A 12,903-nucleotide genomic window follows, 5' to 3' on the forward strand; every position below is an offset into this window, starting at 1 on the left:
GGATAATGCTCAAGAAACTCAGCATCGCAGCTATTGCCGCCCTGTCCCTGTCGGCAGGGGGCGCCATGTCGGCAGTGGTCGGAACAGAAACCACCGACGTGGACTTCTCGTTCGAAGGTCCGTTCGGCAAGTTTGACCAGGATCAGCTGCAACGCGGCCTTCAGGTCTTCACCGAAGTCTGCGCCTCCTGTCATGGTCTGAAATATGTGCCGCTGCGCACACTGGCCGACGAAGGTGGCCCGCAACTCCCCGAAGATCAGGTGCGCGCCTATGCGGCTCAGCTGGACATCTTCGACAAGGAACTTGACGATGACCGGCCCCGCACTCCGGCCGATCACTTCCCGGAAAGCGGCGATCCCAACGCTCCGGACCTCAGCCTGATGGCCAAGGCGCGCGCCGGCTTCAGCGGCCCCTACGGCTCTGGTGTGAACCAGATGTTCAAGGGGTTGGGCGGGGCAGAGCACATCTACTCGATTCTCACCAGCTATACGGGTGAGGAAAAAGAAGAGGCCGGCACCACCTTCTACAAGAACCCCGCCTTCCCCGGCGGCTGGATCGCCATGGCCCCGCCGCTTTATGGCGAGGATGTCGAGTTTGCCGATGGCAGCTCCAACACGCTGGAAGCCGAGGCAGAAGACATCGCCGCGTTCCTGATGTGGGCCGCGGAACCCAAGATGATGGCGCGCAAGCAGGCCGGTTTCCTGGGGGTGCTGTTCCTGACCATTCTGACCGTGTTGCTCTACCTGACCAACAAAAAGATCTGGGCCCCGATCAAGGGCAAGAAGCTGGAACTCTGATCCGGTCACATCGTGAAATCCAAGGCCCCGCCCGGCATCCGGGCGGGGCTTTTCTTTTGCTTCCGCCAGGCTCTCCCGGGTACAGACGCGAAAGACATCCGGCCAGATGGCTGCCATGCGCTCAATCAAATCAAAAAATGTCGTTTCATGAAAAAGTTGCGGTGAAGCCGCGCCAACCTGCCGGAGATAGGAGTTGTCATGCCCGTCATTCGTTCGCTGATTGCCAGCCTTGCTGTGGTCACCCTGACTGCCATGCCAGTCTCGGCAAATGACTTCACCCTGCGCGATAGCGATGGCTGGTCCTTCGGCGTCGCCGGCGCACTTTACGCGCCGCTCCGGTCGTGGGGGACATCCACGATCGACGGTGTGGGCGCGTCCTTTGATATGGATCTGGGCGAGGCTTTGGAGGTGCTCGATTTCACGCTCGACGGCCGCGCCGAGGCGTGGAACGGACGGTTCGGAATCGTCGCGGAAGGGCACTATCTGGGAATCTCGGCACAAAACGGCAGAACCATCGGCGCGGGCTCGCGGATCGTTCGGGTTGAAGCCACGCAAAGCTGGCTGGGCCTGTTGGGCGCCTATCGCGTGTCTCAGGGGCAACTGGCGAATGGACAACCCTTCGCCTTCGATCTGCAAGGCGGCGCCCGTTATAATCGGATCAAGCAAACCATCGTCGGAACCGGGGGCGCGATCAATCTTGGTGGGACTCAGACATGGTGGGAACCGGTCATCGCGGCCCGCTTTGCCTGGGGTATCGACGACAAATGGTCCGCCAGCGCCCACGCCGATGCCAGCGGATTTTGTGTGAACGGCAATGAACTTGCCTACAGCCTCACGCTGGCTGCAAGCAAGAAGATTAACGACAACACCTCGTTCCTATTTGGGTGGCGCTATTACGCAATCGATTATGCCACCATGTAGCCCAGCGGGCTTTTTGCCTATGACATGCGTCAGAATGGCCCGTTCATCGGTGTCAGCTACATATTCGACTGACGAACCGTTGCATTTGGGCCGATACGCGGCGTTCGCTGTGTTCATCAGGCGATCCGGCCAATCCGAACCGCCGCAATACCGACGCAATACCGACGTAATGCCTACACAGGTTTTTACGTGATTTCAGGGTGTTAAGGTGATTCGGTTGGCAATTTCCGCCGGATGTCGTCATTGACCTCTTTCGCCTGCCTGCTAACCTTGTCGCAATCGTCAAGGAGAGCCACATGTCCAACGCCCTGATCGTGATCGACCTGCAAAACGATTTCTGCCCCGGCGGCGCCTTGGCCGTACCGGATGGCGAGGCCATCGTGCCGGGGGTCAACGCTCTGATGGATGAGTTCGACAGCGTGATCCTGACCCAGGATTGGCATCCCGCCGGGCATTCCTCCTTCGCGTCCAGCCATGCGGGCAAGGCCCCCTACGACATGGTGGACATGCCCTATGGTCCACAGGTCCTGTGGCCCGATCACTGTGTTCAAGGCAGCCCCGGCGCCGCTTTTCACTCGGATCTGGATACCACCCGCGCCAACCTGATCATACGCAAGGGCTACTCCCCTGATATCGATAGCTATTCGGCCTTTTTCGAGAATGATCAGACCACCCCGACCGGGCTCGAGGGGTATCTGCGCACGCGCGGTATCTCCAGGCTGACACTGGTGGGGCTGGCCACCGATTTTTGCGTCAGCTATTCGGCCCGGGATGCCGCAAGGCTTGGGTTTTCCGTGACTGTTCGCCGCGATCTCTGCCGCGCGATCGATCTGGATGGCTCGCTTGCCAATGCGCTCGAAGGCATGGCCGCAAATGGGGTGACGCTGGCGTAGCACTCCGCCCTGTATTGCATTTTTCTTAAGGATTCCAAGCCTAGAACGGGTCATCTGCAAGAAGGGATGACCGCCAGACATGGGCGCCGAGATCCTTGAAATCGACCGTCGGCTCTCGCGCTTCGACCAGCGCAATACGCCTGCCGGATTGCTCTGCCGCTACGCTGCCGGCCGGGTCAAGCATTTCCTCAGCCGCCAGGTATTAACCTTGTCCGGGGCGGTGTCGCTGGTGGTGCTGGCCTCGCCCTCGGTCGGGTTGGTGGCGGTGGCGCTTGCGTTATTGGGCGAGGCCGTGGATTGCCTGTTTCTCCGCCACGTTCCCGCACGGCTGGAAAACGGTGTGCCGTTCCGGCGACTTTGGATCGCCTCCACCATGACCGCCGTTTTCCAAAGCGCCACGATCGGTGCCTGCGTCTATCTGGCCTGGTTCACCGCACCGGGCAATTCCGGCATGTTCTTCAGCCTAGCCTATGCCACGGGCGCGGCCATCAATGGCGGCATTGTCCTGCCGTTTCACAAGGGCGCGGCGCTTGGACGGCTGGCGGTCTATGCCATGACGCTGCTGGGCCTGTTCATGTATGAATTTACCGGATCATCGACAACCACCAGCGAGCTTTCGTACAATGTTTTCGGCGCTGCCATAATGGCTTACATGGTTTGGGTCTTCATTTCTTATGTAAGGTCCGGACACAATCGCGAAACAGCCAATAGCCGAAATCTGCTGGCGCAGGGGCTGCAACTGGCCAAGGCGAACAGTTCTATGAACGCCCAGCAAACCGAGCTTCGCCGCCTCGCTCTGGTCGCCCAGCGCGCCCTGGACAGCGTGATCGTTTCGGACGTGAAGGGGCGCATTCTTTGGGTCAATGACGCGTTTACCCGGATCACCGGCTTCGCCCCCGAAGAGGTCCTTGGCCGCCGCCCTGCCAGCATCCTGAACGGACCGGATACGTCGGAAAAGACCAGCGACGAAATCGCCCACGCAATCCGGGAAGGCCGCACCCATCGCACGGAAATCATCAACTACACCAAGGATGGCCGCCGGATCTGGGTCGAGACGAATCTGGCACCGGTATTCGACGCCTGCGGAAACATGGAGATGGTGATCGCGATCGAACGCGATGTGACCCTGGCCAAACAACATCAGGAAGAACTGGCTCAGGCCAAACGCGCCGCCGAGGAAGGCGAGCGCGCCAAGGCCGATTTCCTGGCCAGCATGAGCCACGAGATCCGAACCCCGATGAACGGCATCATCGGCATGGCCGACTTGCTCAGCGACATGGAATTGAGTGGGGATTCAAGGCTTTATGTCAACACGATCCGCCACTCGGCCGAGGCCTTGCTGACCATCATCAACGATATTCTCGACTTCTCCAAGCTGCGCGCGGGCAAGATGCGGCTGAACCCGGTCGTGTTCGATCTTTCGGAATGTCTTCGCAACGTGACAGACCTTTTGCGCCCCCAGGCCAGCGGAAAGGGCCTGTATCTGGAGCTCGGCCCCGCAGATCTGCCGGGGATTGTTCGCGGGGATGACGTGCGGCTGCGGCAGATCCTGCTGAATGTCATCGGCAACGCCATCAAGTTCACCGAACGCGGCGGCGTAACCGTGCGGGTGTCCACCGATCAGACACCGGATGATATCCTGTGCCGGATCGACGTTGCCGATACCGGCATCGGCATCCCGGCGGACCGGCTTGATCATGTATTCGAGCAGTTTGCCCAGGCGGATGCCGCAACCACCCGCCGGTTCGGTGGGACTGGTCTGGGCCTGTCGATTTCGCGAAAGCTGGCACAGAACATGGGTGGAGATATCGTTGTCACGTCGACGCCGGGCGCTGGCTCGTGTTTCTCCATCACCATAAGGCTGCATACCGCCCGGGCCGAAAACGGCGCGCAAGGAGGCCCAAGCGAGAACGCGTCGCCTTCGGCCCTGAAAGGTCTGACGGTCCTGCTGGCAGAGGACAACAAGACCAACCGTCTGGTGATTGCCAAGTTCCTGCGCGACGCCCCGATCACCCTGAAATCGGCCCATGACGGGCGACAGGCGGTGGACATGGCCGCCCGGCTCAATCCCGATGTCATCCTGATGGACATGAGCATGCCCGAGATGGATGGTCTGGACGCCACCCGCGCCATCCGCGCCCTGCCCGGACCTCAGCCACGGATCATCGCGCTGACCGCCAATGCCTATCACAGCGACCGTGAGGCCTGTCTTGAGGCCGGGATGGATGCCTTCCTGACCAAACCCGTGCGCAAGGCCCAACTGATTCAGCAAATCGCGCAACTGGCGCGACACAAGGCCGATTGATTTTCCGCCTTTCCTGAAAGGGGTTGGAGGTGTCCGCAATAATCGGTATCAACGGCGAAACCGCGCAATCCGGGGACCAAAACACATGGTCGATATCGCCACCCGAGTCTGGAACCACAAGTGGAAGATCGATCCGATTGTGCGTTCTCTGATCGACAATGACTTTTACAAGTTGCTGATGTGCCAGTCGGTGTTCCGCAATCGTCCGGATGCGACCGTCACGTTCAGCCTGATCAACCGGTCCAAACACATAAGGCTGGCCGATCTGATTGACGAGGGCGAGTTGCGCGAGCAACTGGATCACATTCGCTCGTTGTCGCTCAGCCGGGGCGAAAGCACGTTTTTGCGCGGCAACACATTCTATGGCAAACGCCAGATGTTTCGCTCTGACTTCATGGAATGGTTCGAAAACCTGCGCCTGCCGGATTACCATCTGGAAAAACGGGACGGCCAGTACGAACTGACTTTCGAAGGCAAATGGCACGAGGTGATGTTGTGGGAGATCCCCGCGCTTGCCGTGTTGATGGAGCTGCGCGGGCGCGCTGTATTGCACGACATGCGGCGGTTCGAATTGCAGGTTCTCTATGCCCGCGCCATGACCAAGCTTTGGGAAAAAATCGATACGCTTCGCGATCTGCCAAACCTGCGGATCGCGGATTTCGGCACCCGCCGGCGCCATTCCTACCTGTGGCAGGACTGGTGCGTTCAGGCCATGGTCGAAGGGTTGGGCGACAAGTTCGTTGGGACATCGAACTGTCTGATTGCCATGAAGCGTGATCTCGAGGCGATCGGCACCAACGCACACGAGTTGCCCATGGTCTATTCGGCTCTGACCGAAACCGATGCCCAATTGCGTCAGGCCCCCTATCAGGTTCTGGCGGACTGGCACGAAGAACACGAAGGCAATCTGCGCATTATCCTGCCCGACACTTATGGCACCGAGGGCTTTCTGGAACATGCGCCCGACTGGCTGGCGGGCTGGACCGGCCTTCGCATCGATTCCGGCGATCCGGTTGCGGGTGCGGAGACCGCAATTCGCTGGTGGAAATCGCGCGGCGAGGATCCGACTCAAAAGCTGATCATCTTCTCGGACGGGCTTGACGCAACCAAGATCACGGAATTGCACCAGCGGTTTGTGGGGCAGGTCAAGGTGTCGTTCGGCTGGGGCACTCTGCTGACAAACGATTTCCGCGGCTTGACCCCGGATGACGGATTGGCGCCCTTTTCGCTGGTTTGCAAGGCGGTCAGGGCCAATGGGCGCCCCACCGTGAAATTGTCTGACAACCCCAACAAGGCCATGGGTCCGGCGGATCAGATCCAGCGGTACAAGAGGGTCTTCGATGTGGGCCAACAGGCCAGTATGGATGTCATTGTCTGAACACCCCGCCCTGAATTACACGCAGCGGGGCGCCAGAGCGGCCGCCGTGTCGCGCGCGTTCAATTCAGGCGGTTGAGTCAAGCCAACGCTCTGCCATCGCCACCGCGCGGGCCGCATAAGCGCGCGTATCCGGGTGGCCCTTGCGGTATCGGCCAATGACCCAACCGCATGACGCAAGGCCCCGCATCAGCGTAAAGGCTTCCAGCAATGAACCAGCGTTGTCCGGCAGCGACCGAATGCCGGCATAGCCCTTCAGCAACGCGCGCCCAAGCGCCCGGCGATTTGGCTGATCCCAGTTTTGTGACATTGCGACCCCAAGTTCGTACATGCGATAGCCATAAACCCCGTCGTCGAAATCGATCAGGCGCACGGCCTCACCTTCCACCAACACGTTTTCCCGCAGGGCATCGGCGTGAATCAGGCCAAAATCCGCCAAGTCCTGTGAGTGGTCGGCCAGCAATTCGCGCAATCTGTCGCGCGCGGTCAGCAGCAGGTTCGCCTCGTCCCGGTCAAGCGACGGGTTCTCCCAGAAGCGGCCCCAGGCCGGAGAGTCCCCCAGCAAAGCCTCGCCATCAAGCGTGGGCCGTACAAAACCCGCAGGAAACGTGGCGGCGTCACTTGATCGGTGCAGCCGCGCCAGTTCCTCACCCAATGCAAAATGCAGCGCCTCCTGCCGGTCTTCGGGCATTGCCAGTGGTACACCCCCTTCTCCAAGCGGCGCGCCTTTTATCCAGCTGACCATGGAAACAACCCTGCCACCCGGCATTTCAACAAGCAGATCGCCCGCCAAAGTGGGTACGGGGCGGGGCACTAGCATCCCCGCCGTCGCCAGCGCCTCGGCCCACCAAAGCTCGCTGCGGATCGCGGGCGCGGATTGATAACCCCGACGATGCAGCCGCAAGGCCGCCCCGGCGCCATTCGGTGCCACACATTCGAACACGATATTCTCTCGGTTCCTGATCAGACGCGGGGCCACTGCCACGCCCCAGTGCCGCAGGGCCGCCCGGGCCAGTTTCATCGCATCGGCATTGGCGGTCATGCCACGACCTTCAGCGCCGCATCCATCACCTCGGCCAGATGCCCGGCATTATCGCGGTCGAAGACACAGGGCGGACGCACCTTCAGCGTATTGTCATGCCGCCCGACCGAATGCAGCAGCACATGGCGGCGGCGCATTTCTTCCACCATCTTCGCGCACAGGTCAGTGGCCGGTTGTCCATCCCGCCAAAGCTCGACCCCCAGAAACAGCCCGGCCCCCCGCACATCCGCGATCACCTCGTGGCGAGTCTGCACCTCGCAAAGCAGGTCCAGCGTAAAGGATCCAACACTCGCGGCATTCTCGACAAGCGCCTCGTCCTCGATCACTTGCAATACCGCCATCGCCGCGGCGGCGCTTACCGGATTTCCCCCAAATGTGTTGAAATAGCGAAACGATTCCTGAAAGCATGCCAGGATTTCCGGCCGTGTCACAACTGCGGCCACCGGATGCCCGTTGCCCATGGGCTTGCCCAGCGTGACGATATCGGGGCCGATGCCAAGCCGTTCGTGGCCCCACCAGTGGCTACCGATCCGGCCAAAGCCGGGCTGCACCTCGTCGGCGATGATCACCCCGCCCGCCCTGCGCACCGCTGCCACGGCCCGATCCAGAAAGCCGCGCTCCAGTGCGGGAAAGCCTTCGTTTGCGAAATAGGGGCACAGGATCATTGCTGACACGCCATGACCGGCGTCTTGCAACTGGGCGATTGCCCGATCCACGCCATTGGCAAAAGCCTCGGCCTGGCTGGCCAGGTTGCCCTCCGGCGGCGGCATGGTATCGGGGGCTGGTACCTGACGAACATGGCCCAGATAGCCGCCCACAGGCCGCTTCGTGGCGTTCAACTGCGACACGGCAGCGGTATTTCCGTGATAGGTGTTGTCAGTGCCGATCAGCCCGGTGTTCCCGCTCATGGCCTGCGCCATTCGCAGGGCGACATCATTGGCTTCCGAGCCGGAACAGACCATCACCATGCTGTCCAGCCCATGCCCGAATTTCGCTGTCAGCCTTTCCCCGTAGTCCAGGATCAGGTCATGCACATAGCGGGTGTGCGTGTTCAGGGTTGCGGCCTGCCGGCTGATCGCCTCAACGACCCGTGGATGACAATGCCCCACATGCGGGACATTGTTGTAGCAATCCAGATATTTCTGGCCTGACTTGTCCCACAACCACACTCCGCGCCCACGGACGACATGCACCGGGTCGTCGTAGAATGTTGTCATGTGCGGCCCCAACAGCCGTGCACGCCTTTCCATTGTCGTCTTCATCGCGACCATGCTCCTGGGTCTTCACATCCGAACGGGCCGGGCCGAACCATCAGTCATCCTCACCAACCCGCCCCCGCCTTGCCTTGATTTCTCCCCGTTCCTTCTTGGCCTTGATCCGTCGCTGCTGAGACCCCCATGTCGGTTTTGTCCGAACCCGTTTCTTCGGCGCAACCAGCGCCTTGCGGATCAGCTCGGCCAGGCGCGTGCGCGCAATCTCGCGGTTGCGGGATTGGCTGCGGGTTTCGTCGCACTGGATCACGATGGCGCCGTCACGTGTCCATCTGCGCCCGGCCAGCCGTTTGAGCCGGGCCTTGACCTGTGGCGCCAGCGACGGCGAGCGTTCTGCCTCGAACCGCAGTTCAACCGCCGTGGCCACCTTGTTGACATTCTGCCCCCCCGGCCCGCTGGCACGCATGAATTGCTCGGTCAATTCCCAGGACTGCACGCTCAGCTGGTCGTTGATCACAAGGTCGCTCATACATTCCAGCCCGCAACGAATTCACTCACCAGGGAACCCCCTGACCGCCTGTATCCTGCCGCAAACGATATCACGCCGGTTCGAGATCGGCGCATCAATGTATTGCCCTGCAACCGGATGCGTGGCGTCCAGCGCGCCCAACTCGATCAGGAGGGCGGTAATGGCCGCTTCGGAGGCAACCGTTGATCCATCGGCAATCTTGAGCGCCACGCCCAGTTCCGGATCCGGCAGGATCGCAATGAAATACCCGTCGGCGCCGGTTTTCACAGCAACCTTGTGATCCATCGCGCGCATCAGTTCGGTGCAGGCGCGCCCCTCGCCGGCGACGTATTCGGGATGAGCCATCATCGCCGCGCGCAGCCGGGCCGCCGCCGTTGCGCGGGCGCCCTGGCCGTCGCGGGCGCTTGCGAAATACGCCATGGCGCGCGCCATACCGTGCATCGAGCAGGCCAGATTCGGCGCCGAGCAGCCGTCAATGGCAAAACCGGGGCTGGTTTCGTTAGTAACATCCTCGAACGCCTCCCGCACCGCAATCTGCACGGGATGATCCGGGTCAATGTATTCCGGTCCGGCCCCCAGGTGGCGCGAAAGGGTCAGGAAACCGGAATGTTTTCCCGAACAGTAGTTGTGCACCTGACAAACCGGATCGCCACAGCGGATCAGCGCATCACGGGCGGGAATGTCGCGCGGCTCCTGCGGACCGCAGCGCAGATCGGTCTCTCCCAAACCCAAAGCCGCAAGCCATGCCCGCACCATGTCATTGTGGATCTCCGCGCCGTTGTGCGAGGCACAGGCCAATGCCAGATGGCGCCCTGTCAAACCCAGTGCGTCGGCCGCCCCACTTTCCACCAGCGGCAGAGCCTGGATCATCTTGGAAGAGCTGCGCGGCAGCACAATGGCGCCGGGATCGCCCCATGATCGCACGATCTCGCCGCCCGCATTGCACACCACAGCATGGCCGAAATGGGTGGTTTCAAGAAAATCCCCCCTGTGCATTTCGATCATCAAAGCCGGTTGAGTCATGCTTCCTCACAGTTTCACTGGCAATTTTGTGCCAACAGGTCTTTCGTCCCGCATTCAAATCAGGCTAAACTGAGGCTATCGGGATAGAAATGTCCAGCCCACCAAAAAAGGCGACAGGCCGGGGCGGACTGATCGAGGCAAATGACAGCTTGGAGGCTGTGAATTATGGGATCACGTTTCATTGGCGCGATTGCCGCGGTTGGCCTTTCGCTGATCGCATTTGGCGCGACGGCACAACAGGTCAGCGACAACCAGGTTGCCGCCATGACCGACTGGAGTGTGTTTGAATACAAGGATGGCGAGAAGCGCGAATGCTGGGCCGTCAGCACCGCCAAGGAAAGCGTCAACACGCGCGAGGGCCGCGTCGTCGCGGTGCGGCGCAGCGATATCCTGTTGATGGTCAGCTTTCTGCCGCACATGAAGGTCGCGGGCCAGGTCGGATTCACCGGCGGGTATCCGTTTGCCGGCGGTTCCAATGTTGATGTGAAGATAGATGGCCAAAACTTTGTTCTGATCACCGAAGGCGAATGGGCGTGGCCCGCCTCTGCGGGAGATGATGCCAAGATCGTTGCGGCCATGAAGCGCGGCACCGAAGCCACGCTGTCCGCGCGGTCATCCCGCGGCACCAAAACAGAAGACACGTTTTCCCTTCTGGGCTTTACCGCCGCCGTGGAAGACGCCGAGAAACGCTGCAAGTGATGACATCTCGCCCGACAGGGCGAGAATCTGCCCCTGCCAGGGCTCCAAGCTGCCGTGACCACCTGGGGAAGCCGACCGGATAAACCGGGCGGTAAACCGACATGTGGAGCAGATCATGGCGACGCCGAATTTCACACAGATCGGGAGCAAAGGAAGCACCCCGAATACGACCGCCCAGATTGACGAAAACGGCAAACGACCTTGTGCCGACCGGAACGAAGGCACGATCCCCTGTTTTCTGCGCGGCACCCTGATTGCAACGCGTCAGGGTGAAGTCGCCGTGGAAGACCTGCGGCCGGGCGACACGGTGGTGGTCCGTGACGGCGGGTTTGCGCCAATCAGGTGGATCGGTTCTTATCGGGCCAACGCGCGCGGCGCCGGGCGGGAATTATGTGCGCCGGTCCGTATCCCGCAGGGCGCAATGGGGCGCGGTGTTCCGGCGCGCGATCTTTATGTGTCACCCAACCACCGGATCTGGATGCGCGATCCCAGCTTCGAGACACTATTTGAAGAGCGCGAAGTGCTGATCCCGGCCAAACAGTTGGTGGGCTGGAAAGGCATCGAGCAGGTCTGTTATGTACCCGATCCCGAGTATTTTCACCTCTTGTTCGACCAACACCAGATCATCATTTCCGACGGGATGCAGACCGAAAGTTTCCATCCGGGAGAATTGACCTTCGATCAGTTCGAGCATGAAGCACGCGATGAGATTCTTCGCATGTTTCCCGAGTTGATCAACCTGGCCGCCTATGGCGATACCGCGCGACGCTGCTTGAAGAGCCACGAGGCGCAGCAGGCGGTACAGGCCGTATGGGTGGCCTGAGCGGCGGCGCCCCTTGTTTTGTTTGCTTTCGCGGCCAAATGGTGTAATGCACCCGTCTGATTTCCTAGCCCGGACACCAAAGCCATGACCGCCAGCGCCCCTGTCACGCAGGACGTGATCACCGTTCCCCGCAAGCTGCCCGAGGGTGGCAGGATCAACCTTGTCGGCCTGACCCGGGACAAGCTGCGCGCGGTGCTTGTTGAAAACGGTACGCCGGAAAAGCAGGCCAAGATGCGGGTCAATCAGATCTGGCAATGGGTGTACCAATGGGGCGTGCGTGATTTTCATGCCATGACCAACCTGTCCAAGGCCTATCGGGCGCAGCTGGACGAAAAGTTCTGCATCGAAATTCCCGAGATGGTCAGCCGCCAGATCAGCGCGGACGGTACGCGCAAATATCTGGTGCGGATCGCGGGCGGACATGAGGTTGAGGTTGTGTATATCCCGGAAACCGATCGGGGCACGCTGTGCGTGTCTTCGCAGGTCGGGTGTACGCTGACCTGTTCCTTTTGCCACACGGGTACGCAAAAGCTGGTGCGCAATCTGACCGCCGCAGAGATTGTGGGGCAGATCATGATGGCGCGCGACGATCTGGATGAATGGCCCCAGCCGGGTGTCGGCACGGGCGACGCGGGGCCAAGGCTGGTATCCAACATCGTTCTGATGGGCATGGGCGAGCCGTTGTACAACTTTGAAAACGTGCGGGATGCGATGAAGATCGCCATGGACGGCGAAGGCATTTCCCTGTCGCGGCGCCGCATCACGCTGTCCACGTCCGGCGTTGTGCCCGAAATCGGGCGGACCGCCGAAGAGATCGGATGCATGTTGGCCGTGTCATTCCATGCCACCACAGACGAGGTGCGGGATACGCTGGTACCGATCAACAAGCGCTGGAACATCGACGCGCTGCTGGCCGCGTTGCGCGCCTATCCCAGCCTGTCCAACTCCGAGCGGATCACGTTTGAATACGTGATGCTCAAGGGTGTAAACGACAGCGATGCGGATGCACGCCGGCTGGTCAAGCTGATCAGCGGTATTCCGGCCAAGATCAACCTGATCCCGTTCAACGAATGGCCGGGATCACCCTATCATCGCTCGGATTGGGACCGTATCGAAGCATTTGCCGACATCATCTACAAGGCAGGCTATGCCTCGCCCATCCGCACCCCGCGCGGCGAAGACATCATGGCAGCCTGTGGTCAGTTGAAATCCGCGACCGAGCGCGCCCGCAAATCGCGCAAACAGATCGAGGCCGAAGCCGGATTGAAAGAAACCTGACGTTCCG

General features: G+C 60.8%; 12 protein-coding genes. 8 read left to right on the forward strand and 4 right to left on the reverse strand.

Annotated elements, in window-relative coordinates:
- Positions 1 to 5 precede the first annotated feature (5 nt).
- The 5 genes from I3253_RS14655 (at position 6) to pncB (ending at position 6,294) form a co-directional block, all read left to right on the forward strand.
- The gene (locus I3253_RS14655; protein WP_197918624.1) at positions 6 to 797 is read left to right on the forward strand and encodes a cytochrome c1; all 792 of its coding nucleotides are present in this window, start codon (positions 6 to 8) and stop codon (positions 795 to 797) included.
- A 198-nt stretch (positions 798 to 995) separates the two neighbouring features.
- Positions 996 to 1,718 carry a hypothetical protein gene (locus I3253_RS14660; RefSeq protein ID WP_197918625.1) on the forward strand — a complete coding sequence of 241 codons (723 nt, stop codon included), beginning with the start codon at positions 996 to 998 and terminating at the stop codon, positions 1,716 to 1,718.
- A 296-nt stretch (positions 1,719 to 2,014) separates the two neighbouring features.
- On the forward strand, positions 2,015 to 2,611 hold the full coding sequence (gene pncA / locus I3253_RS14665) for a bifunctional nicotinamidase/pyrazinamidase (RefSeq protein ID WP_197918626.1): 597 nt from the start codon (positions 2,015 to 2,017) through the stop codon (positions 2,609 to 2,611).
- A gap of 79 nt (positions 2,612 to 2,690) precedes the next feature.
- A complete protein-coding gene (locus tag I3253_RS14670; protein ID WP_197918627.1) occupies positions 2,691 to 4,916 on the forward strand; it encodes an ATP-binding protein in 2,226 nt (741 codons plus the stop codon).
- A gap of 85 nt (positions 4,917 to 5,001) precedes the next feature.
- Positions 5,002 to 6,294: a nicotinate phosphoribosyltransferase gene (pncB, locus tag I3253_RS14675; RefSeq protein ID WP_197918628.1), complete on the forward strand. Its 1,293-nt coding sequence runs from the start codon at positions 5,002 to 5,004 to the stop codon at positions 6,292 to 6,294.
- Positions 6,295 to 6,358: 64 nt separating this feature from the next.
- On the opposite strand, the gene I3253_RS14680 is transcribed toward pncB, so the two are convergent.
- The 4 genes from I3253_RS14680 to I3253_RS14695 are packed head-to-tail and all read right to left on the reverse strand — an operon-like array spanning position 6,359 to position 10,096.
- Positions 6,359 to 7,333 carry a phosphotransferase enzyme family protein gene (locus tag I3253_RS14680; RefSeq protein ID WP_197918629.1) on the reverse strand — a complete coding sequence of 325 codons (975 nt, stop codon included), beginning with the start codon at positions 7,331 to 7,333 and terminating at the stop codon, positions 6,359 to 6,361.
- The gene (locus I3253_RS14685) at positions 7,330 to 8,595 is read right to left on the reverse strand and encodes an aminotransferase class III-fold pyridoxal phosphate-dependent enzyme (protein ID WP_197918630.1); all 1,266 of its coding nucleotides are present in this window, start codon (positions 8,593 to 8,595) and stop codon (positions 7,330 to 7,332) included. The genes I3253_RS14680 and I3253_RS14685 overlap by 4 nt, the downstream gene beginning before the upstream one ends.
- A gap of 49 nt (positions 8,596 to 8,644) precedes the next feature.
- Positions 8,645 to 9,073, reverse strand: a complete 429-nt coding sequence (gene arfB, locus I3253_RS14690) for an alternative ribosome rescue aminoacyl-tRNA hydrolase ArfB (RefSeq protein WP_197918631.1) — start codon at positions 9,071 to 9,073, stop codon at positions 8,645 to 8,647.
- 21 nt (positions 9,074 to 9,094) lie between these two features.
- Positions 9,095 to 10,096 carry an asparaginase gene (locus tag I3253_RS14695; RefSeq protein WP_197918632.1) on the reverse strand — a complete coding sequence of 334 codons (1,002 nt, stop codon included), beginning with the start codon at positions 10,094 to 10,096 and terminating at the stop codon, positions 9,095 to 9,097.
- A 165-nt stretch (positions 10,097 to 10,261) separates the two neighbouring features.
- On the opposite strand from I3253_RS14695, the gene I3253_RS14700 reads away from it, so the two are divergent.
- The 3 genes from I3253_RS14700 to rlmN all read left to right on the forward strand — a co-directional run bounded on the left by I3253_RS14700 (position 10,262) and on the right by rlmN (position 12,896).
- Positions 10,262 to 10,795: an invasion associated locus B family protein gene (locus tag I3253_RS14700; RefSeq protein ID WP_197918633.1), complete on the forward strand. Its 534-nt coding sequence runs from the start codon at positions 10,262 to 10,264 to the stop codon at positions 10,793 to 10,795.
- A gap of 115 nt (positions 10,796 to 10,910) precedes the next feature.
- Complete coding sequence (locus I3253_RS14705; protein WP_197918634.1) at positions 10,911 to 11,618, forward strand: Hint domain-containing protein; 708 nt, start codon at positions 10,911 to 10,913, stop codon at positions 11,616 to 11,618.
- Positions 11,619 to 11,702: 84 nt separating this feature from the next.
- On the forward strand, positions 11,703 to 12,896 hold the full coding sequence (rlmN, locus tag I3253_RS14710; RefSeq protein WP_197918635.1) for a 23S rRNA (adenine(2503)-C(2))-methyltransferase RlmN: 1,194 nt from the start codon (positions 11,703 to 11,705) through the stop codon (positions 12,894 to 12,896).
- The last annotated feature ends 7 nt before the right edge of the window (positions 12,897 to 12,903 follow it).

It is taken from the genome of Thiosulfatihalobacter marinus (assembly GCF_016019955.1).
In the GTDB taxonomy this organism is placed as follows: Bacteria; Pseudomonadota; Alphaproteobacteria; order Rhodobacterales; family Rhodobacteraceae; genus Shimia; species Shimia marinus_A.